The organism is Paenibacillus sp. XP01, assembly GCF_057364885.1.
Map to the genome: position 1 here is coordinate 2,032,864 of NZ_CP139481.1, position 26,024 is coordinate 2,058,887.

Sequence of the window (26,024 nt, forward strand, 5' to 3'; positions counted from 1 at the left end):
AGGGACAATGCAGCATTCGGGCAATGGCAATTGGTACATGACAAAGCTCCGCGTTCGGTATCAGGAGAGCGACCAGATGGGGGTCGTGTACCATATGAACTACGTGAACTGGTTTGAGATCGGCAGGACCGAGACGATTCGCCAAATGGGGTATTCATATCGTAAAATAGAGGAGCAGGGGTTTCTGCTTCCCGTCACCGGATTGGATGTAAAATATCACAAGCCGGCCCGGTATGATGATGAAATCATGATTTTTACCCGAATTGCTGCGTTTAGCGGCTTGCGCCTGAATTACGAGTATGACGTGAGACGCATGACTTCAGACTCTCCCGGTCAGGCTGACGGCGAGCTGCGGGTATGGTCATCCGAGGAATCGCTTCCCGGAGAACGTTTGGTTACCGGTGCTACCCAGCACGTATGGGTGAACCGGGACTGGAAGCCGGTCAGGCTGGATAAGGCAGCCTCTGAGCTTTACAGCGCGCTTGAGAAAGTGTGGCTTTCAGGAAAGGGGTAATTCGCAATGCGAAGATGGATGTGGGGCATATTATTGATTGTTCCGGTCATCGAACTGTTTGGTTTTATTGTTATGAGCGACTGGATCGGGGCTGGAAAGACGCTGCTGCTCATGCTTCTCACGTCCTTGATCGGTATAGCCATGCTGCAATTTGAGGGACGGAAAGTGCTCTATGACGCAAGAGCAGAAATGGAGCGCGGACAGGTGCCCGGCAGAAAAATGGTGGATGGGCTGTTGGTGTTCGTTGGCGGTTTTCTTTTGCTGATTCCCGGTTTTGTTACGGATCTGATCGGGTTCACGCTTGTCTTTCCGATAACACGCGCCGTATACCGCTTGTTCTTCCTGGGGTGGCTTGAGAAAAAAATGAAAAACGGCAGCATCACATTTTACCGCCGACGGTGACATGAAGGTTGTCCGGAACTGGCGTATTCATTGAAAAGAGGCTTCGTGCTGCAGCATACGCTGCAAGCGATGCCTCTTTTGCGTTCAACGAACCTTCCCGTTGACAACGTAGTTGCGTAAATCACGAAATACGTTGGCCCGGTTGAAGGCATCAAGAATGACCAGGCTGACCGGGCCGATGATCAGCCCAAGCACGCCGAACAGCTTGAGTCCGACAAACATGCCGACAAGGGTAGCGAGCGGGTCCAATCCCACGCTGCTGGCCAACACTTTCGGTTCGATCATCTGTCTGGCGACGAGCACGATCAAATAGATCACGGCGATGCCGATGCCCAGATAGGGATCGCCGTTCATAAGCAGATATGCCGCCCACGGAACCATGACCAGACCAACGCCGAGGTAAGGCAGCAGATCGACAAGTCCAATCATCAATGCAATGGTAAAGGCGGATTTGACCTGAAGGACGAGCAAACCGATCATCACGAACAGAGCCGTAATGGAAATCATGATGAGCTGGGCACGGACGTAACCGAACAAAGCCTTTCTCAAATCATTCCAGATGTCAACGATCGGTCTGCGAATGGCCGCAGGAACCCAGCGTGAAACGGTATCGCCATGTCTGGCCCAGTTCTTGCTGATGAAGAAGGCGGCCAGCAAAATGACAATGAAAACTGCGCCCATACTCGGCAAGGAGGTCAGGAAGTTTACGATGCCGTTGAAAAAACCGGTGACGAGATCCGTGACGGCTGTTCCGACCGTTTCCGTCGTTTTGCTGATATTGTTGTTGATGGTTTCCCGATAGTTGGGGTTATCTCTGTAAAAGCTGCTGATTTGCTCGATGAGGTTCTGGATCGTATCGCTTTGGGTCCAGCGAACCAATGCATCCCTGAGTTCGTCGATATGCAAGTCAAAGCTTGCCGTCAGCGAGATAACCTCCCGCACAATGCGGGTGACCGCGGCAGATAAGATGACCATTACGGCTCCGAAATAAAGAATGAGCGAAAAAGTCGCGGCCAGCCAGCGGGGAAAACGGACTTTCCTCTGAAGCACCGATACAAGCGGGTTCATGGCATAAGCGATGAGCCAGGCAATAAGGAAAGGGTACAAAAGCGGGAACAGCAGATAGATGGACACGGCAGCCAAGAGGGTCGCAATAATGACCCACAGGCCGCGGAGCAGTCGTTTCGCTACAATTCTGTCCACAATCACGTCTCCTTCCGAATGGGCAAGCATCAGGCTTTCGTAGACTGCAGGGGAGGCAAGAGAAAACGGAATACGAGGTTACCGATCGATCCGCTCCATTCTTTTCCTGCTTCCTAGAGTATGCCAGATCAGGAAGAAACATAGCAATGGGGGACGGAAGAATTCACAGTTTTATATAAGTTGAATAAAATGTCAACCTTGTTTTTGTAAAGGTTTTCAAAAATGCTTTATCACACTGATAAAGAAGTTTAATGCCCTAATGACCCTTGACGATGTTCACATAAACGACAAAATCCAGTATGATGTTATAAGGAAATGACGATTGACAGATAAGAATTGCGTAATTTGGAAATTTTACCAACTCATTTAATGTAAATGTTTTCAAAAGTTTGTTGATGCTTGGCCGTTGCCTGTGAACCCATGGATCGGAGATGTCTGATCTGAGCAGAACGACCTCATGCGCGAGAACCACTCCTGCCAGACCCGGTCTGGCTTCTCTGCAAGTACGACGATAGTTGTTTTTCTTATTTCGCTTATTAAAAGGAGAGATGTAATATGACAGCTACCAAAGGCTTGGAAGGCATCGTTGCGGCGACCTCTTCGATCAGTTCCATTGTGGACGGCGTGCTCACGTATCGCGGTTACAATATTGACGATTTGGCTGAGCATGCAAGCTTCGAAGAAGTGGCCTACCTGTTGTGGTTCGGCAAACTTCCAAACGCTAATGAACTGGAAACCCTGAAGAACAGCCTGAGCGAGTATGCGGCGATTCCCGACGAATTGATTGCGCAAATTCGGCTGTATCCAAAAAGCATGAACACGATGGCGGCACTTCGTTCCGCGATCTCGGCATTGGGCCTTTACGACAGTCAGGCAGACGAAATGACGGCCGAGGCCAATGAGAACAAGGCAGTCAAACTGCAAGCGCAATTGCCTACCATCGTTGCAGCGATAGCCCGTATACGTCAAGGCAAAGACCCCGTGTCTCCAAAAGAAGGCGCTTCCATTGCGGAAAACTTCTTGTATATGCTGACAGGCGAGGAGCCGTCCGAAACGGCTGTTAAAGCGTTCGACCAGGCACTCGTCCTTCATGCCGATCACGAGTTGAACGCGTCGACATTTGCTGCCCGCGTAACGGTAGCGACTTTGTCTGATATTTACTCCGGCGTTACTTCTGCCATCGGAGCGCTGAAAGGTCCGTTGCACGGCGGCGCGAACGAAGCGGTGATGAAGATGCTGAACGAAATCGGTACGCCGGATCGTTTGGAATCCTTCATTCAGGAGAAGCTCAACAACCGCGAGAAGATCATGGGTTTCGGACACCGCGTTTACAAAAACGGCGATCCACGGGCCAAACATCTGCAAAAGATGTCCAGAGAGCTCGGGGAGATGAACAACGATACTCGTCTTTACGAAATGTCCGTCAAAATCGAAGAGATGGTTACGGGCCAAAAGGGACTGAAACCAAACGTGGATTTCTATTCCGCATCGGTGTACACACAACTGGGCATCGATCACGAATTGTTCACGCCGATTTTTGCCATTAGCCGCGTATCGGGCTGGACGGCTCACATCCTGGAGCAGCTTTCCGATAACCGGATCATTCGTCCACGCGCGGAGTATACGGGACCTGCCGAGCAGAAGTACGTTGCGATTGGGTTTCGCTAATTGATGGAAAAACCAGTATAATAAACAACGATGAGGCGAAGGGGCTGCTCATACCGGGTTGAAGAGCCATGCATGGGCTCCCCTCCTTCAACATAAGTACAAGCACGGCATGTATATGCCGGGGATATTATTACACTTAGGGAGGAATTAGTGACCATGAAATTAGAAAAATTTGCTCATCCAACTGAAGGAGAAAAAATTCAGATTGATAACGGCGCATTGCAAGTGCCTAATAACCCGATTATTCCATTCATCGAAGGCGACGGCACGGGCCGTGACATCTGGAAAGCGTCCAAGCGCGTTCTGGATGCGGCTGTGGACAAAGCTTACGGCGGCAGCAAAAAGATTGCATGGTACGAAGTATTTGCCGGAGAGAAAGCATTCAATACATACGGAGAATGGCTTCCAAACGATACACTTGAAGCAATCCGTGAGTACATTGTAGCGATCAAAGGACCTCTGACAACACCGATCGGCGGCGGCATCCGTTCCCTGAACGTTGCGCTGCGCCAGGAACTCGACCTGTATGTTTGCCTGCGTCCTGTACGTTACTTCAACGGCGTTCCATCCCCGGTAAAGCGTCCTGACCTGGTAGATATGGTCATTTTCCGCGAAAACACCGAGGACATCTACGCAGGAATCGAGTATGCGGAAGGTTCCGAAGAAGTGAAAAAAGTGATCCAGTTCCTGCAGCAGGAAATGGGCGTCAACAAAATCCGTTTCCCTGAAACTTCCGGGATCGGCATCAAGCCTGTATCTTCCGAAGGCTCCAAACGTTTGGTACGTGCGGCAGTGCAATACGCCATCGACCACAACCGCAAGAGCGTAACGTTGGTACACAAAGGCAACATCATGAAATTCACCGAAGGTGCTTTCAAAAACTGGGGATACGAAGTAGCTGAAGAGGAATTCGGCGATAAAGTGTTCACTTGGGCTCAATACGACAAAATCAAGGATGAGCAAGGCACGGATGCTGCAAACGCAGCGCAAAAAGCGGCAGAAGATGCAGGCAAAATCATCATCAAAGATGCCATCGCCGACATCGCTTTGCAGCAAGTCCTGACTCGCCCAGCCGAGTTTGACGTCATTGCGACATTGAACCTGAACGGTGACTACCTGTCCGATGCACTGGCTGCGCAAGTTGGCGGAATCGGTATTGCTCCGGGCGCAAACATCAACTATGTGACTGGCCACGCGATCTTCGAAGCAACTCACGGTACTGCACCGAAGTATGCGGACAAAGACGTGGTAAACCCAGGCTCGGTTATTTTGTCCGGCGTGATGCTGCTTGAGCATCTTGGCTGGCAAGAAGCGGCTGACCTCATTTACAAAGGCATGGAAACTGCCATCAACAACAAAACGGTTACTTATGACTTTGCACGTTTGATGGAAGGCGCAACCGAAGTGAAATGCTCCGAGTTTGCCGACCAAATCATTAATAACCTGTAAAGGGAGACGATCACGTTGACGATCCAGCGCAAAAAAATCACCGTTGTCGGCGCCGGGTTTACCGGAGCCACGACCGCTCTGATGCTTGCCCAAAAAGAACTTGGGGACGTCGTACTGGTAGATATTCCGCAATTGGAGAACCCGACAAAAGGCAAAGCGCTTGACATGATGGAGGCGAGTCCGGTTCAAGGGTTTGACAGCAATATCATCGGTACTTCCAGCTATGAGGATGCTGCTGGTTCCGATATCGTCATCATCACAGCCGGCATTGCCCGCAAACCGGGCATGAGCCGCGATGATCTGGTCAACACGAATGCAGGCATCGTAAAGTCCGTTTGTGAAAATGTGAAGGTGCATTGCCCTGATTCCATTGTCATCATTTTGAGCAATCCGGTAGATGCGATGACCTACGCGGCGTACCAGACTTTAGGTTTTCCTAAAAACCGGGTTATCGGCCAATCCGGCGTGCTTGATACGGCCCGTTACTGCACATTTATCGCTCAGGAGCTGAATGTATCGGTAGAAGACGTTCGCGGTTTCGTCCTTGGTGGCCATGGAGATGACATGGTGCCTCTGGTGAGATATTCCAGCGTCGGCGGCATTCCGATCGATACGTTGATTCCTGCGGACCGCATCGAAGCGATCGTTCAGCGCACGCGCGTGGGCGGCGGCGAAATCGTCAATCTGCTGGGCAACGGCAGCGCCTATTACGCCCCGGCAGCCTCTCTCGTGCAGATGGCCGAGGCGATTTTGAAGGATAAGAAACGAATAATTCCGGTTATTGCATACTTGGAAGGCGAGTACGGCTACAATGATTTGTTCTTGGGCGTACCAACCATCCTGGGCGGCGACGGCATTGAAAAGGTGTTTGAACTGGAGTTGACGGAAGACGAGAAAGCGGCTTTGGACAAATCCGCCGAAGCTGTTCGCAATGTCATTTCAGTCGTGAACCTTTAAATTTGAACATTTCCCAAACAGCAATCAAGAAACCTTCGGAGATTCCGGAGGTTTTCTTTTCTTTGGATAACTTCACCAGTATAATGGGATGTGATGAATAGCACACATTGCTTATTGAGGAGGATGAAGGGTTTGGGTATGGTGATGTATTTGCTCCATATTGTCGGAGCGCTGTCTATGGGGTTCTATTTAATCTTGCCGTTTGTGGTTGGTAAAATTCGCACGCTGAGCTCTGCTGCGCAGGAGGGAACGTTCACAACGCTTCGTTCGCTGAACAAAGTGGCTCAATATGGTCTGATCATTCAACTGCTTACCGGGGGTTACCTCATGACCAAAGGGGAGTACTCCCATCTATGGATGACCATTGTTGTTCTTTTGCTGCTGGCCATTGCGGCGATCGGTGGCATTATGGGCAAACCGCTGCGACTCGCGGCAGAAGGCGCGAGGAGCAATCAGGATGTCCGTTCGTACCAGAGCAAAATCAGTACATTCAGCGCATTGCTGGCCGTATTTTTGCTCGTCATGGTTTATCTGATGGTAAACCCCGGCGTGATCTAAGCCGTCTTACGGCTTGAGGAATGTAGGATTCGAGCGAAGATTGAAGCGTTTGCATTATGCTGGTAACTCAGGGCCAGGACAAGCTGTCCGCTCAAAAGTGGATTTCAAAAGGAAACGCAAAAAAACAAGACAGCCTTTACTCTGTCTTGTTTTTTTGCGTTGTTCGGACAGTGCTCAGCATCCTGGAGATCATAACGACAGGCTGTTGTCCACCCTTATTCCGAATTCATCGTTCTTTCAGGCAGGGTTTGCCGTAAAAAGCAAAGACGGTGTTGCGTCCGTTCCGTTTGGATTGATATAACGCATGATCGGCATCACGCAGCAGCGATTCCAGCGAATCCGATGGATTCTGGCAGGACGTTATGCCGAAGCTGGACGTAATGGTGATGTTTTTCCCATCCCACTCCATAGGGTGTTCCAGCAAAGCCATGCGCAGTTGTTCGGCCAGTTGTTTGCCTTCCGCCAGCGTCATCTCGGGGAGGGCAATGACAAATTCTTCGCCGCCGTAACGCGCAAACAGCATATCTTGTCCGAGGTAACGGTTGCAGATTGAAACGACGTGCACGATCGCTTTGTCGCCTGTCTCATGTCCGTAGGTGTCGTTGATCCGTTTAAAATGATCGATATCGAACAAAATCAAGGATAGGGGCTGCCCATTCGCTAAAGCGTTCGTGAGCAATTTTCGCGCATGATGCAGAAATTGGGTTCGATTGTATATTTTGGTCAACCCGTCGAAATAGGCAAGCTGCTTTAACTGTTCCTGCAAAAAGCGCTGTTCGGTGATGTCAATGAGCATGATGAGGCTGCCCACGGTCTGACCGCCCTTATTGTGGACATAAGACGTACGGACCTGATAACAGACCGTTTGACCGTGCAGTTGCCAATACAAGTCCTGCTGCAGTCCCTCTTTGTCATTACCGAGCGGGAAAGGGTTCCCAGACAGGTTGATCCAAATGTCATCCATTTTCTGACCGATCATGCCCATGTCGAGCTCAGGCAGCATAAGCTGCAAGGCTTTGTTGTAATCGACCAGCCGATTGGAGCTATCCAGCACGATAACGCCCTCTCGCATGCTTTCGAAGATGCTGTCTTTGGCGATCGGTACGATCGTCAGGAGACGGGATGACAGGATCGCCCAGATATACATGGCAGAGGTAATACACATCAGAACGGGCACAGGGTCCATGCCGCCGGGAGTCAGCCCGAGCAAGTACACAAAAGCCCCGACCATCGGGATCAATTGGGAAGTAATCAGCGTAAACAGCTGCCGGCGATACGTTTCTTTGGTGTGTCTCCATTGGGCAATCAGGATGAGGCAGGCGCACAGCAGGCAGGAAAAGGTGAAGGCGCCGTGAACGACATACCATTGTCCTGCGGCGATTTCCATGACGGGCACGGTGCTGTTTTCACGCAGCCACACTTTTTTGTAAAACAGATGATGAACATCGTTCGTGGCCACCATAATCAACGTTACGGAAGGGATCACGAACAATGCGGTTGTCATTTTGCGGGACAGGAACCTGCCCGTATATTGAATCATGAGCAGCAGGCCGAGGGAGGCCGAGAAAGGCATGCCCATATATTCCACGACCGTCCAAAATTTCATCTGTTCCAGCGTATTGCTGGCCAGTCCGATGGCGTAACCAAAGGCGTAGACCGATAGTGCCGCCGTGTAGAGAATAAACGTTTTTGCGCTGGGAATCTCCGCTCTGCGAAAATAGGTATACAGGCACAAAAACACGTTAAGGACAGCAGAAGTTGTTACCAGGGTTATATAAGCATTAATGTGCGATTCTTCCATGTTCACTTCCCCTGTTCTTCGATCAGTGTTTTAAGAAGCCTTATGAATAAGCTTTGGACAGCCATGCATACAGCCATGCATAATGTACATTGTACATCAGCCCATCCGGCTTGTGGAATACAAATCGTGACTTAAGCTTTCTTTTTTGGATCGAAATGTGTATATTTCGACTCGCTTTCGATGTAAACCCCGCGGGAGGTTGTTATTTGTCGTTTAATTCATGAGCAGAGTGGTAATAAAATGATGAGCCGACAGGCTATTTGATTGGTGAAATGGACCTTGGAAAGGAATAATATGCAGGGTTCATGCCATCCTACACATGGAGACGTGCAAGAACACCATTTTGAAGGGAGAATGCGAGATGTCAACGACAACCCCATCCAAACAAACGCTGCCGCCACAGCATCAAAATCAGCAGCCAGGCATTGAATCGAAAATGAATCCCAAACCGGAATTCGAGAAGACGAAATATAAGGCGGCCGATAAACTGCTGGACAAGGTAGCTTTAATTACCGGAGGAGACAGCGGTATTGGACGTGCAGTGGCCGTCACTTATGCGAAGGAAGGCGCCGATGTTGCCATCGTGTACCTGAATGAGCATCAGGATGCCGAGGAGACGAAACGCCAGGTGGAGCAGGAAGGACGCAAATGCATTCTGATTGCCGGCGATATCGGCGATGTGTCCTTTGCCAAAAAAGCGGTGGAGCAGACGGTCAAGGAACTGGGCAAGCTGGACATCGTCGTGAACAACGCGGCCGAACAGCACCCGCAGCAAAATATTGAAGACATTACGCCGGAACAGCTGGAGCGCACGTTTCGCACCAATATTTTCGGCATGTTTTATTTGACGCAGGCGGCGATGCCGCACTTGAAAAAAGGCAGCTCGATCATTAACACGACATCGATTACGGCCTATCGGGGCAACCCGACGCTCATCGACTACTCCTCGACCAAAGGGGCCATCACTTCGTTCACGCGGTCATTGTCCATGAATGTGGTGGAGAAAGGGATTCGGGTAAATGCGGTAGCACCAGGTCCGATCTGGACACCGTTGATTCCGTCCACGTTCGATGCGCAAAAAGTCAGCGAATTTGGATCGACGCAGCCGATGAAGAGACCGGGCCAGCCGGAAGAGCTCGCTCCTGCTTATGTTTATCTTGCTTCAGACGATTCTTCATACGTCAGCGGGCAAGTCATGCATATTAATGGCGGCGAAGTCGTGAATGGATAGAAACAAGGGGATGATGAAGACGCACTGTGCCGGCTTGTCGGGCAGTGCGTTTTTTATTTTGAACAGGATGAAGGCGTGATCGAACAAAAATAGTTATTTCCTATTTTATATAATCAGCGATTTTAACGGACTTGTACATGATATAGTTGAATTGATCTGTACTCGTATGAATCCGAACAAGCCCTGTGATATGATGTAGTGAACGTTCTATACATACAGGGGGGAACAACGTTGAAAATCAGCAAACAGTATGCGCCGCATTATATCTGGGGAACGAATTGCGATGGATGGCACCTTATGCAGCATGAGGGATTAAGCATCATTCATGAACGGATGCCTGCCCATACGGCGGAGGTTCGCCATGTTCATAACATCAGCCGCCAATTTTTCTTTGTGCTGAGCGGAGAAGCCTGCATGGAGCTTGATGGTGAAGACATGATCCTGGAGGCACAGGAAGGCATTGAAATCCCGCCGGGCAAGCCTCATCAAATGCAGAATCGAAGCAGCGAAGACGTGGAATTTCTGGTTATTTCCATGCCGGGCACGCGGGGGGACCGCATCGAACTCGCTGCTGACCAGACGGATTCATTGAATTGATTATATAACCAAAGGAAGAGATCCATGAGAACGTTTCGCAACCGGCTTTCCATCATCATGATGGCCCTCATCGGCGTGTCCGTCATCGTGGCGGGAATCACGATGGGCAGAGTATTCAAAACAACGCATATCGAAGTATTGGAGCAAACGATGATCCGCGAGATCAATTTGCTCAAAGCTACGTTTCCTTTTCATGATGCAACCGATCCTTCATCGCTCGCCACCCAAAAGTACTACTCGGAAAGGGCGTCGGAGCTGGAACGTCTGACGGATTCCCGCGTCACGTTTATCAATAAGGATGGCGTTGTGATCGGCGATTCGGAAAGTGATCCAGGGACGATGGATAACCACTTAAACCGGGAAGAAATCAAGGGAGCCGCAGAAACGGGATACGGGAGGTCCATTCGATACAGCGAAACATTGGGCGAAGACATGCTGTATGTGGCGTTACCCGTGAATTCCGCGCAAAGCGACATGATCGAAATGCCGAACGGCAAATTCGACGGATTCATTCGCTTGTCCATGAGCCTTGAGGCTGTCAATCAGGGACTGCAGCGGGGATGGATCATCATGTTCATTGCTTTGGGCGTGTTGTTCGTCGTTGTTGCGCTGGTCAGCTATCGGGTAGCTCGTGGGCTGACGTCCCCGATTGAGCATATTACCAAGGTGGCCCATCGGATCAGCAAGCTGGACTACGATGCGAGAGTTAAAGTAACCCGCCGGGACGAGATTGGCCAGCTTGGTTTGGCCATTAACGGCATGGCCGACAGCCTGCAAACGCAGCTGAAAACGATCCGGGATAACGAGGCGCTGCTGCAAAGCGTCCTGGCTAACATGACCGGGGGCATCATTATGATCGATGCAGGCCAGTCGATAGCGCTTGTGAATCGCGAAGCGGAGCGCATGCTCGGCATTCAGGCCGCGCGCGTGACGGGCAAACCTTATACGGAGCTCAAGCGGCATTACGAGCTGACTCACACGATCGAGGAAAGCGTTGAACTGCGCGAACGGATGTCGGAGGAAGTGAGCATTTATAATCCTGAACAGCATCTGCTGCGCATCGACGGGGTGACGATGTCCGAAAATGACGGAGGATACCGCGGCATGCTTTTCCTGCTGCAGGACGTTACCGCCATCCGGCGGCTGGAAAAAATGCGGAGCGAATTCGTGGCCAACGTCTCGCATGAGCTGAAAACGCCTGTCGCCGCGGTGAAAGGATTTGCAGAAACGCTGCTAAGCGGCGGGGTTCAGGACAAGGAGACGGAGCGTTCCTTTTTGCAGATCATTTACGATGAAGGAGACCGGTTGAACCGTTTGATCGGAGACATTCTCGAGTTGTCCAAAATCGAATCCAAACGGGCTCCGCTGGAGTGTTCTCCGGTCCATGTCCATTCCTTCTTGGAGATGGTGCTGGAAACCTTGTCGAAGGTGGCCGAGAAAAAGCAGATCCGTTTGCAGATGATCGTTCCCGAGGAATTGTACATCGAAGCCGACGAAGACAAGATGAAACAGATTTTCATCAATCTGCTGTCCAATGGCATCAACTACACGCCTGAGGGCGGACGGGTCAAAGTACAGGTTACCGTTGAAAACGACGGGGAGCGGGAAGAAGTCGTCTTTGCGGTGTCCGATACGGGGATCGGCATCCCCAAAAAGGATTTGCCGCGCATTTTCGAACGGTTTTACCGGGTCGATAAAGGACGTTCCCGCAATTCGGGCGGCACGGGCCTTGGTTTGTCCATCGTTAAACATCTCGTGGAATTGCATCATGGCAAGCTGTCCGTAGAGAGCGAGCTTGGCATGGGATCCACGTTCCGTGTCATCCTTCCATTAATTCAGGAAGAAACGGTGTAGCTCGTTTGGAAGCGAAATGTAAAAAGGATGTGCTCACTTTACACAGCGTTAACAAAAGGGTGCTATGATTAAAAAAGTGTTGTGGCAACAGACAACCTATAAGGAGAGAAGGGGTATCATGGCACAGCGTTTGCTCGTTATCGAAGATGAACCTACATTATCAAGATTGCTTACGTACAACCTGACGCAGGAAGGTTATGACGTGACGGCCGAAGATCACGGCTCGGCGGGATATGACCGCGCGGTATCGCAGGAATTCGATCTGATTTTGCTTGATTTGATGCTGCCGGGAATGAATGGCCTGGACATCCTGAACAAGCTCAGATCCCAAGGCGTAACCACGCCGGTGATCATTTTGACGGCCAAGAACGGAGAAGCGGAAGTCGTGCAAGGGTTGAAATCCGGCGCAGACGACTACATCACGAAGCCGTTCGGGGTTTCCGAACTGCTTGCCAGGGTGGACGCCGTACTCCGCAGATCTTCAAGCGGCGAGGACTTGCCGCAGCAGGAGGATAAAGACGGGTCGCGCATCGTGCTCGGCGAGTTGGAAATCTACCCTTTAAAATACGAGGTAACGCTGGGCGGCCAATCCATCAGCTTGCGTCCCAAAGAATTCGAAGTATTGCTCTATCTGGCGAAAAAGCCGGGCGTGGTGCTTACCCGCGACGATTTGATGAATGCAGTCTGGGGCTTCGATTATATCGGCGGGCAGCGGACGGTCGACGTTCACGTCAGTTCATTGCGCAAAAAACTCGAGCTCGATCCCGAATCGGTACATATCGATTCCATTCGTGGCGTGGGCTATAAATTGGTTGTCAAAAGAAAAACTCCCCATCATTCGAGCTGACAATGATTGGGGAGTTTTATTTTGTCACAATATTTTTACGTTCCATTCACAAAAAGAAAAAGCTTCCTTTACTCAGAAGGGGTAGCATGATACTGTCTGAGTAATACTTAGGTCCTATTAATAGACTTATGAAGCAGCTCATACGTAAAGGAGATTGAGCATTTATGCCTATGTTGCTTGAAGCGAGGCCTGAGCAAGCCGAGGATGCAGCGCTTGTGCGGGAATCTGTAACCGCAAGTGCCGATGTTGTTGCCGACGTTCCGAAGGAACAGCCGGAATCCGGTCCGAAGAAGCGCTTGTTGATCCGGGACTATTGCCGTCAAGTCCCTATAGTCGGAATACATACCACCTGCGGCGAAGCAGCTAACATGTTGAACCATGAGAAGGACAATCCCTGCATTCTATTGTGCGACGACCTTATGCAGCCTGTAGGCATGGTGATGAGAGAAACGTTATATCGCCTATTGAACGGCCGTTTTGCCGCCGATCTGTTCTACGACAAACCGCTGATGAAAGTAGCCGATTCTTCTCCTGTCATCGTCGATGTGCATGCCGATGCCAAACACATGATCGATATTGCACTTTCGCGCACGGAGCAGCATTTCTACGACTGCCTGATCGTCACCGAAGAAGACCGATTGGTCGGCGTGTTGACGGTGAGGGACGTGATGACCCTTTCCCGAAACTTGCAGCACGAGGCCAGCGAAGAACGAACGGCCACGATCACGGAGAGCCGGCAGGAAATGTCCCGGATTCACGAATCGATTACCGGACTTGTTCTAGGCGCCAGCCAGACCCAGAAGGAAGCTAAACGGATCCTCTCGTTGTCGGAGCAAGGGGAGCAGAGCCTGATGCAGGTCGAAGCTTCCTATCACCGGGTGAATCGGCACATGCTCGCACAGCGTGAACATGCCGAAGACATGCTGGCATCGATTGAGACAGGCTCCAGCATGGCCGGATCGATCCGGTCGCTGGCAGACCAAAGCGGGCTTCTGGCGATGAATGCTTCGATTGAAGCGGCGCATGCCGGGGAATACGGACGCGGTTTCCAAGTGGTCGCCAGTGAAATCCGGGCTTTGGCCAAGCAAACCCGCGAGGTGGCGCAGAACATGTCGGGATTGCTTGAAGGCATCGGCGAATTGACCCGGCAGACCGTTGAGCTGGTGCGCGCAAGCGCGGCCGAGATCGAGGGCAGCTTGGGCCATGTTACGGAAGGGGAGACCGCTTTCAGGGAATTGAACAACGCGGTGGCGGGAATGTCCCGGATTGCGGAAGAGATCGGCGAGGAAGGCAAGCGGTCGGGAGAAGTCGCGGATTATATCCGAAACAAATTAAATGACATGGTTTCCGGGAATACCCCGGCCTAGCCTGCTCAGGCATCGTTTCGCATCATGATGGCGCAGCATCATGGTCGTGAAAGGATGTCTTTTTACATTCCGTTAACATGAAAATGATACTGGTTTTACAATCAAAAGGTAGGATGTTAAAGATGGCCGGACATGTTGGATTGGCATTAATGGGCCCGGTCTCAACGTAAGGGACAGCAGCTTGCCCCTGAAACGAAGGAGAAGTGAACATCCATGAAGGATCTCATTCATATCGAAGGACTGAACCTGTACTATGATACGCATCACGCGCTTAAAAATATATCGATGGATTTGCCGGAGCGGACCGTCACCGCGTTCATCGGGCCGTCAGGCTGCGGCAAATCCACATTGCTGCGCACGCTGAATCGCATGAACGACATGATTCCAGGCGTGCGCGTGGAAGGACAAGTGCTGCTGGACGGATCGGATATCTACGGCAACGAGATTGAAGTGGAGACGCTGCGTAAACGTGTGGGCATGGTCTTTCAGCAACCGAACCCTTTCCCGAAATCCATTTATGACAATGTCGCTTACGGACCGCGACTTCATGGGGTCACGCAAAAGGCCGAGCTGGATCAGATCGTGGAACAAAGCCTTGCTCACGCAGCCCTGTGGGACGAAGTGAAGGACGTGCTTAAAAAGTCCGCGCTCAGTCTGTCGGGCGGGCAGCAGCAGCGTCTCTGCATAGCGCGCGCGCTTGCCGTGCAGCCGGACGTGCTGCTGATGGACGAGGCGACTTCGGCGCTGGATCCGATTTCCACGCTGAAGATCGAGGAGTTGGTCAAAGAGCTGCACACCAAATTCACGATCGTCATGGTCACGCACAACATGCATCAGGCCGCGCGCGTGTCCGGACGCACGGTGTTCTTCCTGAATGGCGAAGTCGTTGAGGCTGCGGATACGGAGACGCTGTTCTCCACGCCGCAGGACTCCCGGACCGAGGATTATATATCGGGAAGGTTCGGTTAAGAAAACAATGGATCCCGGCTATGCCGGAGATGATGGACAAGGGGGCAATCTAACCATGATTCGCAGAAAAGAATTCGACCAGGAGCTTGAAGAACTGCGCGTACTGCTTCGGCAAATGGGTGAGCATGTCGGATCGGCACTGGACGGTGCCATTGAAAGTTTGCAAACGATGGATGCAGAAAAAGCGCAGGTCATCATCAAAAACGATGCGAATTTGAATGCCCTTGAAGACAAAATTATGGAGCTCGGCTCCAAGCTGATCATTACGCAGCAACCTGTGGCGAAAGATTTGCGCCGCATTATCGTGGCCTTCAAAATTTCGAGCGATCTGGAACGCATGGGCGATCTCGCGCTGGATATTGCCAAAGTCACGCTCCGCATGGAAGGACAGACATTGATCAAACCGCTGGTGGATATTCCGCGCATGGCTGAAATCGTGAAAGGTATGATCGACGAGTCCATTGAGTCGTTTCTGAAGGAAAATACCGATCTGGCCTACAAAATGGCGCAGACCGACGATCAGGTGGACCAGCTTTACAGCAGCATGATTCGCGATCTGTACGAATTCACGACAGATCATCCGAACCATGGTTCGCAGGCTATGCTGCTCATGATGGTTGGACGTTACATCGAACGGATTGGCGATCACGCAACCAACATTGGCGAGAGCACGGTATATCTGGTCACGGGCAAACGCCCGGATTTGAATCAATAAGTCGATGAACGAATTGGAATTGGGGAATCGTTTCATCGCATCGCAATTGTATCGGTAATAAGCGATCTTCGCGAAACAAAGAGGGACTTTCTTCCGGTGGCCTGCACGACAGGCGACAGGGAGAGGGTTCTTTTTTTGCAAATATGGAATGTGGCGCGAAAAAGATGCGGAATCTTTTTTGTTGTGGAAGTGGTGTATGTTATCATGGAGAAAGATGAAAATTGCTGGGTTTGACCCTGATACGCGAGGTGCTGGAATGGACAAGTTGATTCTTATAGATGGAAATAGCATTATATATCGGGCGTTTTTCGCGATGCCGCCGCTGACCAATTCCAAGGGCTTGCATACCAATGCGGTATACGGTTTCACCACGATGCTGCTGCGGTTGCTGGAAGAGCATAAACCGACCCACATGATGGTGGCATTCGATGCGGGCAAGATTACGTTCCGCCATGAGGGATATCAGGAATACAAAGGCGGACGCGAAAAAACGCCGCCGGAGCTGTCGGAGCAATTTCCGGCCCTGAAGGAGCTGCTGCAAGGATTGGGCATCCCTCAATTTGAGATTGAGGGTTATGAGGCCGACGACATCATCGGCACGTTAACCAAACGCGCGGACGACGCGGGCAAACAAGTGCTCGTCGTTACCGGAGACAAAGACATGCTGCAGCTCGCTTCCGAGAACGTAAACATCGCGCTTACGCGCAAAGGCGTCACCGAGATCGAATTGTACGACCCTGCCCAGATTCGGGAGCGCTACGGATTGACGCCGCTGCAAATCATCGATCTCAAAGGGCTGATGGGCGATGCTTCCGATAACATTCCGGGCATTCCGGGCGTAGGGGAGAAGACGGCGCTGAAGCTGCTTCACCAGTTCGGTTCGGTCGAGGAAGTGCTGGCCGGAACGGGCGAACTCAAAGGGAAAATGAAAGAAAAGATCGAGGCTCATGCGGAGGATGCGCGGATGAGCAAACGGCTCGCGACCATTTACCGCGAGGTTCCGCTCGAGAAGACGTGGGAAGAGATGCAATTTGACGGCCTGAAGGAAGAGCAGGCCGGTCCGGCTCTCGCGAAGCTTGAATTCAAATCGCTGCTGGAGCGCTTGTCCTTTAGCGGAACGGCAGGCTCGGCGCAGGAGCAGGTTCCTGCCGTAGAAATTGAAGCCATCATTGCAACCGAAGATACGATAGGCCAGCGTTTTGCGGAGATGGAGACGATCGACATTTTGCATGTCGAAACGCATGGCGACAATCCCCATGTGGCCGAATTGATCGGCATGGCCGTCGGTTCGGGTTCGGCGTATGTCTTTTTGTCCCCGGAGCTGCTTCGCTCTCAGGCGGCTGCTCCGGTGAGGGAATGGCTGGCCAGCCCCGATCAGCCGAAGCGTGGATACGATCTTCATAAGGTGGATCTGGCATTGCACGCCCATGGCGTGGAATTTGCCGGAGCGGCTTTTGACGTGCAGCTCGCCGCTTATTTGCTGGATCCGACGGAAGCCAATCAGACGCTGAGCGGCTTGACGGCGAAATATGGTCTCCCTTCCCTGGCCGAGGATGAGGCCGTTATGGGCAAGGGTGCCAAGTATAAGGTACCGGAGACGGAGATTCTGGCCGACTTTGTATGTCGTAAAGCCGCGGCAGCGGCAGCCATCGTTCCGCTTCAGGAGCAGGCGCTGGAAAAGGACGAAATGAACGCCCTGTTCCATGAGATGGAGATGCCGTTGTCGCGCATATTGGCCGACATGGAAAAGCAAGGCATCAAGGCTAACGTTGCCGATTTGCAGGCTTTGGGCCGCGAGTTCGAGGAGCAGATCGCCAAGCTGATGGCTGACATTTACCGATTGGCCGGTACTGAATTCAACCTGAATTCGCCGAAGCAGCTGGGTGAAATTTTGTTCGATAAATTGGGCTTGCCTGTCGTGAAAAAAACGAAGACCGGTTATTCCACCGATGCCGAGGTGCTCGAAAAGCTGGCGCCGTACAACGATGTGGTGCAATTGATTTTGCAATACCGCCAATTGGCCAAGCTGCAGTCCACGTACGTGGAAGGCTTGCTCAAGGAGATTTCGGAGAAGGACGGCAAGGTGCACACGTATTACCGGCAAACGATTGCGGCAACCGGGCGCCTCAGCAGCCAGTTCCCGAATTTGCAGAACATTCCGATCCGCATGGAGGAAGGCCGGAAAATCCGCAAGGTGTTTGTGCCGTCCGAGCCTGGATGGTCCATTCTGGCGGCGGATTACTCACAAATCGAGCTGCGGGTGCTGGCTCACATTTCGGACGACGAGCGCCTGAAGGAAGCGTTCCTGCACGATATGGACATCCATACCAAGACGGCATCGGACGTTTTCGGCGTCAAACCGGAGGACGTGGACAGCAATATGCGCCGCTCTGCCAAAGCGGTCAACTTCGGTATCGTTTATGGGATCAGCGATTACGGACTCTCCCAAAACCTGAACATTACCCGCAAGGAAGCAGCGCAGTTCATCGACCAATATTTTGACGTGTTCCAGGGGGTGCGCCGTTATATGGACGATATCGTGAAGGAAGCGCGCCAGAACGGCTATGTCAAAACGCTCCTGGAACGCCGGCGTTATTTGCCGGAGATCAATGCGAGCAATTTCAACCTGCGTTCCTTTGCCGAACGCACGGCGATGAATACGCCGATCCAGGGTACGGCTGCGGACATCATCAAGCTGGCCATGGTTCAGATGGACGAAGCGCTTCGTACGCGTGATTTGAAGAGCCGCATGCTGCTTCAAGTACATGACGAGCTTGTGTTCGAAGTGCCGGCGGACGAACTGGAACAAATGAAGGAACTGGTGCCTGCGGTGATGGAACAAGCGCTGAAGCTGTCCGTGCCGCTTAAGGCGGAAGTCAGCTATGGAGACAACTGGTACGAGGCGAAATAGATTGGGTTTGCTTTGATTTCCGATATATGGAATTCCTTTTGCACAAGGTTTCGGCACAAGAAGGGTCCCGTTTCGCCTTTTCTTCCGTTATAATAGAGACGAGGTGAATAACACTATGCCGGAATTGCCGGAAGTCGAAACTGTCAAAAGAACGTTGAATCAATTGATCGTCGGCAAAACGATCGATCATGTTACCGTGAATCTGCCGCGAATCATTCAGCGGCCTGATGATATACATGCATTTGCTTTGGAACTTGCGGGGCATACCGTGGTCGGCGTGGAGCGCAGGGGCAAGTTTTTGCGGATTTTGCTGGACGGGCTTGTGCTGGTGTCCCATTTGCGCATGGAAGGGCGGTACGGCCTGTACAAGCAGCATGAAGAGGTGGAAAAACACACACACGTAATTTTCCATTTCACCGACGGCACGGAATTGCGCTACAAGGACGTGCGCCAGTTCGGTACGATGCACCTGTTTAAAGCAGGCGAAGAGCTTGTATCGAAACCGCTGCTGAAGCTGGGGCTCGAACCGCTCGATCCGGCGTTTACGTTGGATGCGTTCCGGGAAGCCGTTGGCAAACGGACAACGAAGATCAAGGCCGTTCTGCTAAATCAGGCATATGTCGTGGGCATCGGGAATATTTATGTGGACGAGGCCTTGTTCCGGGCGGGCATCCATCCCGAAACGATTGCCAGGACATTGAGCGAAGCCCAGCTCGCCAGATTGCATGAAGCGATTGTGGTGACGCTGCAGGATGCCGTCGATGCAGGCGGTTCCTCCATCAAATCGTACGTCAACGGACAAGGCGAGATGGGAATGTTTCAGCATCAGTTGAAGATTTACGGTCGCAAGTCCGAGCCGTGTACCGTGTGCGGCACCTTGATTGAAAAAAGCGTGGTCGGCGGCAGGGGCACGCATTATTGTCCGACATGCCAGCCGTCAGAATAAGCTGAGCCAAGCGGCAGGATCAATGAAATCATCCCATCGTAGCACCCATGGACTCCTCTCTCCATATACTGATATGGCAGAAATAAGCGGGCGAATACCTACTTCCGGGTAGGTGGATGTGATCCGCACAGGGGAGGAATCCGGGGTGCTGCCTCATTTTATTTCGTTGTTCGTGCTGGCCTTCGCGGTGAGTCTGGATGGTTTTGGAGTCGGAATTACATATGGATTGCGCAGGACCAAGATCCCGCTCTTATCCATTGCCGTCATTTCGTTGTGTTCGGGATTGGTCATTGCCGTATCGATGCAGGTCGGCGTGCTATTATCCCGTTTTGTGTCTCCGGACGTGGCTTCCGTTGTCGGCGCGGTCATTCTGATCGGCATTGGCGGCTGGTCGCTCCTTCAGCTTGTACGAAAGAAGAGCAAAGATTCGGCCGAAGCCAACACTTCCCTTGAACAGGAAGGGATGAGGGCGTCTTCGGGATATGGAACGGAGATTTATGGTGGAGAAGAACAGGTGACCAGAAGGCAAAGTCAGGTCATGGCACTGGAACTGGAGCAATCGGCTTCAGGCGGATCATTGGAACGCATGGTGTTTACGTTGGAACTGCGCAAGCTGGGCGTGGTGATCCAGATTTTGCGCAGTCCCTCCAAGGCGGATATCGACAATTCGGGCAGCATATCTGCCCAAGAAGCGATGTGGCTCGGCATAGCGTTGTCACTGGATGCTTTTGGTGCCGGACTCGGGGCTGCTTTGCTGGGGTTTCCGACGTTCTGGACCGCATTGGTGATTGCGCTGTTCAGCGGGGCGTTTCTTTCGCTCGGGATGAAGGTGGGATTGCGCTTTGCCGACCTGCGCTGGATGCAACGTTTGTCGGTGCTGCCTGCCATTTTGTTGGTGGCTATGGGAATAATGAAGCTGTTGTGAGGTGAAACGATGAATATGGGCTTAACCGGCGGGATCGCAACCGGAAAAAGCAGTGTTTCCGCCTTTCTTGCAAGCAAGGGGGCGTTGATCATTGACGCAGACGTGATTGCCCGGGAGGTTATGCTGCCCGGGCATCCGGTTTTGGCTGCCACCGTGCAGCGGTTTGGACAAGCCATATTGCATGAAGACGGTACGTTGGATCGCAAAAAACTGGGCAGCATCGTTTTCGGGAACCCCGAAGAGCGAAAAGCGCTGGAAGCGATCACGCACCCGGCAATCCGTCAGGAGATGCGGGAGCGTGCCGTCGCATATCGGACAGAATATCCGGACAAGCTTGTGGTATCGGATATTCCTTTATTGTACGAATCGGGATTGGAGAATGGGTTTGACGAAGTTATGGTTGTATATGTCCCCCGTTCCGTGCAAAAGGAAAGACTGATGATTCGGGATGGATTGACGTCAGAGCAGGCTGATGCACGCCTTGGGGCGCAAATGGATATCGAACTGAAAAAGCGGCGCGCAGATATCGTCATTGACAATAGCGGTTCATGGCTTGAGACGGAAAAGCAGTTGGCAGCGTTCTGGCATCGTAAGGGTCTGTCATGAAGCTGCTGCGCAAAAAGAGAGTGCTGCTGCTGCTGTTTGTGTCATTTGTGCTCGTGTTGTTCCTGAATACGAACTGGATGGCATGGTTTTATCCGATCCAATACAAAAACGAAATTCGGGCGCAATCGCAGAGTTATGAAGTGGACCCGTTTCTGATCGCTTCGATTATCCGGGTGGAAACGAATTTCAAAACAAGCAAGGAATCCAGAAAAGGCGCCATCGGTTTGATGCAGCTCATGCCCGATACGGCGAACTGGATCATGGAACAGGCCAAAATTCCGCATACCTCGCTGGACGAGCTGAAGCATGAGCCGGACAGGAACATCCAGCTGGGAACGTGGTACTTGAAAAATTTGTCCGAGCAATTCGATGGCAATCCCATCGCGATGATCGCTGCATATAACGCAGGTCCGGGCAAGGTCAACGAGTGGCTTAAGAACGGCGTATGGGACGGAACGTTGGAGTCGATCAAGGATATTCCTTTTGGAGAAACCCGGCACTATGTACAACGCGTTATTTATTATTATAATCAATATGTAGATATCTATGATACGTTCTAAAAGAGACAGAATCCGGATGAAAAGAGCAAGAAAAACAGAGTGGCCGGCATGCTGCCGACCACTCCGTGCTCCTCTGTATTACGTATTCCCGAACGGATATTAGTATTGACCTGCCAATTGCTGTTCTGCAATTGTTACCAGACGCTTCGTGATGTAACCACCGATCGAACCGTTCTCGTAAGAAGTCATGTTACCTTGGTATCCGTCCTGTGGGATGCTAATTCCGAGTTCTTGAGCAACTTCGTATTTCATTTGCTCGAGAGCTGCGGAAGCTCTAGTTACCACCAGATTATTGGAGTTACCATTGCTTTGGGCCATTGCTGTTCACCTCCTCGCGGTTGGTAAAAGTATTATGTGTCCAAGCTTCGATTTTCATTACGAATGTCTATAGGGAATTTGTTCCAAAAGAAAAACATGGGAAGTGATCTGATTTGAAATGTCCTTATTGCGGCTACTTGGGCACTAAAGTGCTGGACTCAAGGCCGGCCAACGAATCCAAGTCGATTCGGCGCCGCCGCGAATGCGAGCAGTGCAGCCGAAGGTTTACTACGTTTGAAATGGTGGAGGAGACTCCGCTCATCGTGATTAAGAAGGACGGAAGCCGGGAGGAATTCAGCCGGGACAAAATTTTGCGCGGTTTGATCCGTGCCTGCGAGAAACGTCCGGTTTCCGTCGAAACGTTGGAAATGATGGTTTCCGAAGTGGAGAAATCGCTGCGCAATACGGCGGACGCCGAAGTGGAAAGCCGCCAGATCGGCGAATTGCTGATGGAACAGCTGTTTCCGGTGGACGAGGTGGCCTACGTTCGATTCGCCTCGGTGTATCGCCAGTTCAAAGACATCAACATGTTCATGAAAGAACTGAAATCGCTGCTGTCCAACGAGGACATGGAAGATTGAAGGCTTAAAGTGAAGGGTTGAGGGAGAAGAGCAGTCCAGAGTTATCGTTACACGTTGTGCATAAAGGTTGTTCTTCTCCGATCACTTTAGGGTTAGGTATGGATTGAAATGAATTAATTTTTAAAAAGATGTTGACAACATGGGCTGAATTTTATATGATATAGAAGTCGCCTGAAGCAAACGATATGGCGATGAGGAATAAATACATATCCTGGGGCCTTAGCTCAGCTGGGAGAGCGCATCGCTGGCAGCGATGAGGTCAGGGGTTCGATCCCCCTAGGCTCCATACATATTGAACTGTTGAAACCCTTTGTATATAAGGGTTTTTCTTTTTTTCTGTGATATTAAAATGAGTCATTCTACATTTTTTCTCAGTTGGGGACAGGTTGTGTTTAACTTGCAATTGTGATTTGCATCACGGTTCAATTTTTCAATTGCGTGTGTATACAATATTTCTCGTAGAATCAACCTTTGATTGAGTAAATGAGTATTTTATGTCTGTAGTACGTTGAATAGTGGTGGGCCAATGTCTGTGATTCGAATTTATAGTAGGTAAATAGGAAGGAAAATTCTTCTCCGGTGCTATTTTGGTTCTATGATAAATCGTTGCCAAGAACCAAGACATGGAAAATAGCCTCGTAAGTAGTTTTGACTACTCATATCAACACCAATATAGTGTTGTTGAACTGGTGAAAAGATGACATTCCAGCTAGTTCCATCTAATGTTTCAGTATGAAGTGTGAATTCTTCAGTTGGACCAGCGCCTGCTTCGCTTGCTGTCAACCACCCATACTTTATTGAAACATAACGTTGCATGCTAGGTGAGTACAAATTGAAGAGTCTGCTGTCATTTCCTCCTAATTGTCGCATTTCAAATTCTGCCAATCCATCGGAGTTGGGTTGAAATGCAATAAGTTTGTTGACATTGTTTGCGCCTGGCTCTGCAATGACGTATTGATTTGTTTCACTGAAAAGTATCGACACTTTCCCGTTAATTGGTAAGTCCATTGGTTCTTGCCGATATCCAAAACGAATCCAGTAACGTTGATGGTAATACATTGTAAAAAACCTCCTGAAGCGTATTTTTTACACACTGTATGTATCAGCGCTTGCCTAGGTTCGGGATACTTAATTGTATAAGTCAGGTTCGCCCTCCTAGGCTCCATACCAAAAGAACCCGCTAAACACAAGGATTTCCGAGTGTTTGGCGGGTTTTTGCTATGTAGAAATTTGTTTGATTTCATGGTCGTGGTCATACACTAACCATTTTTTTATTCTGTTATATTTATTTCTTTGGCAAAAGATGTTGGAGGAATCGTATCCAGATGCTCTTTATCAGCAACAAAATTGATTTTCGCCCCGATCTTCAGGGCATTAAAATCATCTTTTCCCGGTGAGATGTTTTTTAGATCCAGCCATTCTAAGTTATATTTATTCGCCTTTAAAATCTCTTGGACGGTCTGACCCGTAATTTCTTCTAGGTTTGACTGTAACTCGGGATTTTTTGTGTCCAACGCAAGAAGAATTTTCTTTTGTCCCTTTGACTCCTGTTTTGCAAGAACAATAGCCTCAGATGTCTTCAGTGCATCTTGCGGTTCTTTTGATTGGTTAGCATGATCACCTTTGCCACTGCAACCTGTAACCATAAGAACCAAAATGAAAACAGACAATATCGATTTCATTTCCCTTTCTCTCCTTCCCCAAAGGTACTTATTACATAAACTGAAAAAACATCCACACGTTAACGGAGAGGCAGAACCAATCTGAAGAAGCGTAGCGTTCGCTTAAAAGCTTTCTGAAAGAAAGCTTCATCGGAAGCATAGTCTGTTCACCGGATTTTCCCCTTCAAAAAGGGGATTCGAAAAATCTGGGATAAACAGCGATCGGAAGATGGTACTGCGCTCGCAGTGGTCTAGTGTGATTGATTATTGCGCTTTATTAGACGGTTAAAGGGATACGAAGGTTGCACTCAAACGAAAAGGAGAGGTGGTTAAACCAACAGCGTGTAGTAAAGTCAAACGACAGCCTGGGGCCAGGAAGAAAGGTTAAGCATCCGTCCCCAAGATCGTTTCAGTACCGAATCCAAGGGTAACGAGAAACGATCTTTCTTTGTTCGGGAAATCCATCCAGTTATAATAGATTAGAAATCAAACATATCACTTTCATTAAAAGGAGAAATAGATGAAAAATTATATCATTTTTGGCGCCAGCAAGGGATTGGGCGATGCATTCGTCAAAGGGCTGCCGGAGCAGGGGGATCAAGTATGGATCGTGTCCCGGAGCAAGCCGGGCAGCTTGGCACTGAACGATGGCGTCAAACGGACATGGATCGAAGCGGATCTGGCGCGGCCGGATGCAGCACGGAAAATAACGGATGCTTTGGCATCTGAACCGATCGATGTTCTGATATATAACGTGGGCATTTGGGAGAAGGCAGGATTCGAGGAGCATTACGACTTCGAGAAGGATGACCCGGCAGACATCGCCAACATCGTTCATGTGAATATCACCACGACCATCACTGCCATTCAGGCGTTATTGCCGAACGTTCGCATGTCGGGGGCGGGAAAAATTATTCTGATCGGATCTACCGCCGGATTGGAGCATACGAATAATGCACAAGTATCGTTTGTGGCCTCCAAATTCGGACTGCGCGGCATCGCCAATGCTCTAAGAGAACATGTTCGCAAAGATGGCATTGCGGTAACCTGCATCAATCCGGGAGAATTGGCTGCCGCAGTCCCTTATGAGGAAGGGGCGGACAAGGCAATTGCCCTGTATGGGGGAACCCGTATTCCGGTTCAGGACATCGTATCCATCGTTAAATGTATTGTCAGTCTCTCCAGCGCAGCTTGTGTAAAGGAAATCCATGTTCCGGCGATCACGGATTTGAATGCATGACGGACTGAAGTTACGCGATCCGCGCCAAAGACATCAACTTAAACACGCTCCCTGCAGCGTGTTTTTTTGCCATTCGACCCGTTAGCCCATATACTTGCGCCGAAGCCGCAAAGCGAAAATGATGTATTCGTCCCAAGGTTCGAA

Annotated in this window: 25 protein-coding genes and 1 tRNA gene; 21 read left to right on the forward strand and 5 right to left on the reverse strand. The window is 50.7% G+C overall.

What is annotated here, in order from left to right; all coding sequences use genetic code 11:
• The first annotated feature begins 7 nt into the window (after positions 1 to 7).
• Both SNR34_RS09425 and SNR34_RS09430 read left to right on the forward strand, forming a co-directional pair.
• Complete coding sequence (locus tag SNR34_RS09425; RefSeq protein WP_236421193.1) at positions 8 to 514, forward strand: acyl-CoA thioesterase; 507 nt, start codon at positions 8 to 10, stop codon at positions 512 to 514.
• 6 nt (positions 515 to 520) lie between these two features.
• A complete protein-coding gene (locus tag SNR34_RS09430) occupies positions 521 to 916 on the forward strand; it encodes an FxsA family protein (protein ID WP_236421194.1) in 396 nt (131 codons plus the stop codon).
• A gap of 84 nt (positions 917 to 1,000) precedes the next feature.
• Here SNR34_RS09430 and ytvI read toward each other — a convergent pair whose 3' ends face one another.
• Positions 1,001 to 2,119 (reverse strand): sporulation integral membrane protein YtvI, encoded by a 1,119-nt coding sequence (gene ytvI, locus SNR34_RS09435; RefSeq protein ID WP_236421195.1) that lies wholly within the window; start codon positions 2,117 to 2,119, stop codon positions 1,001 to 1,003.
• A gap of 555 nt (positions 2,120 to 2,674) precedes the next feature.
• Between ytvI and citZ the strand changes: the two genes are divergently transcribed.
• From citZ to SNR34_RS09455, 4 genes are all read left to right on the forward strand, one after another.
• Positions 2,675 to 3,787 (forward strand): citrate synthase, encoded by a 1,113-nt coding sequence (citZ, locus tag SNR34_RS09440; RefSeq protein WP_236421196.1) that lies wholly within the window; start codon positions 2,675 to 2,677, stop codon positions 3,785 to 3,787.
• Positions 3,788 to 3,943: 156 nt separating this feature from the next.
• Complete coding sequence (icd, locus tag SNR34_RS09445; protein WP_236421197.1) at positions 3,944 to 5,236, forward strand: NADP-dependent isocitrate dehydrogenase; 1,293 nt, start codon at positions 3,944 to 3,946, stop codon at positions 5,234 to 5,236.
• Between the two features lie 15 nt (positions 5,237 to 5,251).
• Positions 5,252 to 6,193 carry a malate dehydrogenase gene (gene mdh / locus SNR34_RS09450; protein ID WP_339277185.1) on the forward strand — a complete coding sequence of 314 codons (942 nt, stop codon included), beginning with the start codon at positions 5,252 to 5,254 and terminating at the stop codon, positions 6,191 to 6,193.
• A gap of 132 nt (positions 6,194 to 6,325) precedes the next feature.
• Positions 6,326 to 6,751: a hypothetical protein gene (locus tag SNR34_RS09455; protein ID WP_236421199.1), complete on the forward strand. Its 426-nt coding sequence runs from the start codon at positions 6,326 to 6,328 to the stop codon at positions 6,749 to 6,751.
• A 226-nt stretch (positions 6,752 to 6,977) separates the two neighbouring features.
• On the opposite strand, the gene SNR34_RS09460 is transcribed toward SNR34_RS09455, so the two are convergent.
• A complete protein-coding gene (locus SNR34_RS09460; RefSeq protein ID WP_486181760.1) occupies positions 6,978 to 8,552 on the reverse strand; it encodes a histidine kinase N-terminal 7TM domain-containing diguanylate cyclase in 1,575 nt (524 codons plus the stop codon).
• A 361-nt stretch (positions 8,553 to 8,913) separates the two neighbouring features.
• On the opposite strand from SNR34_RS09460, the gene SNR34_RS09465 reads away from it, so the two are divergent.
• From SNR34_RS09465 to SNR34_RS09520, 12 genes are all read left to right on the forward strand, one after another.
• A complete protein-coding gene (locus tag SNR34_RS09465) occupies positions 8,914 to 9,783 on the forward strand; it encodes an SDR family oxidoreductase (protein ID WP_236421201.1) in 870 nt (289 codons plus the stop codon).
• 231 nt (positions 9,784 to 10,014) lie between these two features.
• Positions 10,015 to 10,380, forward strand: a complete 366-nt coding sequence (locus SNR34_RS09470; RefSeq protein WP_343259722.1) for a cupin domain-containing protein — start codon at positions 10,015 to 10,017, stop codon at positions 10,378 to 10,380.
• Between the two features lie 24 nt (positions 10,381 to 10,404).
• The gene (gene pnpS / locus SNR34_RS09475; protein ID WP_236421203.1) at positions 10,405 to 12,234 is read left to right on the forward strand and encodes a two-component system histidine kinase PnpS; all 1,830 of its coding nucleotides are present in this window, start codon (positions 10,405 to 10,407) and stop codon (positions 12,232 to 12,234) included.
• Between the two features lie 118 nt (positions 12,235 to 12,352).
• Positions 12,353 to 13,081, forward strand: a complete 729-nt coding sequence (locus SNR34_RS09480) for a response regulator transcription factor (RefSeq protein ID WP_236421204.1) — start codon at positions 12,353 to 12,355, stop codon at positions 13,079 to 13,081.
• 164 nt (positions 13,082 to 13,245) lie between these two features.
• Complete coding sequence (locus SNR34_RS09485) at positions 13,246 to 14,448, forward strand: methyl-accepting chemotaxis protein (RefSeq protein ID WP_486181761.1); 1,203 nt, start codon at positions 13,246 to 13,248, stop codon at positions 14,446 to 14,448.
• Positions 14,449 to 14,661: 213 nt separating this feature from the next.
• Positions 14,662 to 15,417, forward strand: a complete 756-nt coding sequence (gene pstB / locus SNR34_RS09490; RefSeq protein WP_236421206.1) for a phosphate ABC transporter ATP-binding protein PstB — start codon at positions 14,662 to 14,664, stop codon at positions 15,415 to 15,417.
• 55 nt (positions 15,418 to 15,472) lie between these two features.
• Complete coding sequence (gene phoU, locus SNR34_RS09495; RefSeq protein WP_236421207.1) at positions 15,473 to 16,132, forward strand: phosphate signaling complex protein PhoU; 660 nt, start codon at positions 15,473 to 15,475, stop codon at positions 16,130 to 16,132.
• A gap of 256 nt (positions 16,133 to 16,388) precedes the next feature.
• Positions 16,389 to 19,043 carry a DNA polymerase I gene (gene polA, locus SNR34_RS09500; RefSeq protein ID WP_339277191.1) on the forward strand — a complete coding sequence of 885 codons (2,655 nt, stop codon included), beginning with the start codon at positions 16,389 to 16,391 and terminating at the stop codon, positions 19,041 to 19,043.
• A 115-nt stretch (positions 19,044 to 19,158) separates the two neighbouring features.
• Positions 19,159 to 19,989, forward strand: coding sequence for a DNA-formamidopyrimidine glycosylase (gene mutM, locus SNR34_RS09505; protein WP_236421209.1), 831 nt, complete (start codon positions 19,159 to 19,161; stop codon positions 19,987 to 19,989).
• A gap of 145 nt (positions 19,990 to 20,134) precedes the next feature.
• On the forward strand, positions 20,135 to 20,914 hold the full coding sequence (locus SNR34_RS09510; protein WP_236421210.1) for an MntP/YtaF family protein: 780 nt from the start codon (positions 20,135 to 20,137) through the stop codon (positions 20,912 to 20,914).
• A 9-nt stretch (positions 20,915 to 20,923) separates the two neighbouring features.
• Complete coding sequence (gene coaE / locus SNR34_RS09515) at positions 20,924 to 21,520, forward strand: dephospho-CoA kinase (protein WP_236421211.1); 597 nt, start codon at positions 20,924 to 20,926, stop codon at positions 21,518 to 21,520.
• Positions 21,517 to 22,080 carry a lytic transglycosylase domain-containing protein gene (locus tag SNR34_RS09520; RefSeq protein ID WP_339277197.1) on the forward strand — a complete coding sequence of 188 codons (564 nt, stop codon included), beginning with the start codon at positions 21,517 to 21,519 and terminating at the stop codon, positions 22,078 to 22,080. Before coaE ends, SNR34_RS09520 begins: the two co-directional genes overlap by 4 nt.
• A 99-nt stretch (positions 22,081 to 22,179) precedes the next feature.
• On the opposite strand, the gene SNR34_RS09525 is transcribed toward SNR34_RS09520, so the two are convergent.
• Positions 22,180 to 22,398: an alpha/beta-type small acid-soluble spore protein gene (locus SNR34_RS09525; RefSeq protein ID WP_236421213.1), complete on the reverse strand. Its 219-nt coding sequence runs from the start codon at positions 22,396 to 22,398 to the stop codon at positions 22,180 to 22,182.
• Between the two features lie 113 nt (positions 22,399 to 22,511).
• Here SNR34_RS09525 and nrdR point away from each other — a divergent pair, with 113 nt between their 5' ends.
• Together nrdR and SNR34_RS09535 are read left to right on the forward strand one after the other, a co-directional pair.
• Positions 22,512 to 22,979, forward strand: a complete 468-nt coding sequence (nrdR, locus tag SNR34_RS09530; protein ID WP_236421214.1) for a transcriptional regulator NrdR — start codon at positions 22,512 to 22,514, stop codon at positions 22,977 to 22,979.
• A gap of 213 nt (positions 22,980 to 23,192) precedes the next feature.
• Positions 23,193 to 23,265: transfer RNA gene (locus tag SNR34_RS09535), tRNA-Ala, on the forward strand.
• A gap of 296 nt (positions 23,266 to 23,561) precedes the next feature.
• Here the strand turns inward: SNR34_RS09535 and SNR34_RS09540 are convergent.
• Together SNR34_RS09540 and SNR34_RS09545 are read right to left on the reverse strand one after the other, a co-directional pair.
• Positions 23,562 to 24,038, reverse strand: a complete 477-nt coding sequence (locus tag SNR34_RS09540) for a hypothetical protein (protein WP_339277200.1) — start codon at positions 24,036 to 24,038, stop codon at positions 23,562 to 23,564.
• A 212-nt stretch (positions 24,039 to 24,250) separates the two neighbouring features.
• Positions 24,251 to 24,661 (reverse strand): hypothetical protein, encoded by a 411-nt coding sequence (locus SNR34_RS09545; protein ID WP_486181762.1) that lies wholly within the window; start codon positions 24,659 to 24,661, stop codon positions 24,251 to 24,253.
• Positions 24,662 to 25,160: 499 nt separating this feature from the next.
• Here SNR34_RS09545 and SNR34_RS09550 point away from each other — a divergent pair, with 499 nt between their 5' ends.
• Entirely contained in the window at positions 25,161 to 25,880 is a 720-nt protein-coding gene (locus SNR34_RS09550; RefSeq protein WP_486181763.1) for an SDR family NAD(P)-dependent oxidoreductase, read from the forward strand.
• The last annotated feature ends 144 nt before the right edge of the window (positions 25,881 to 26,024 follow it).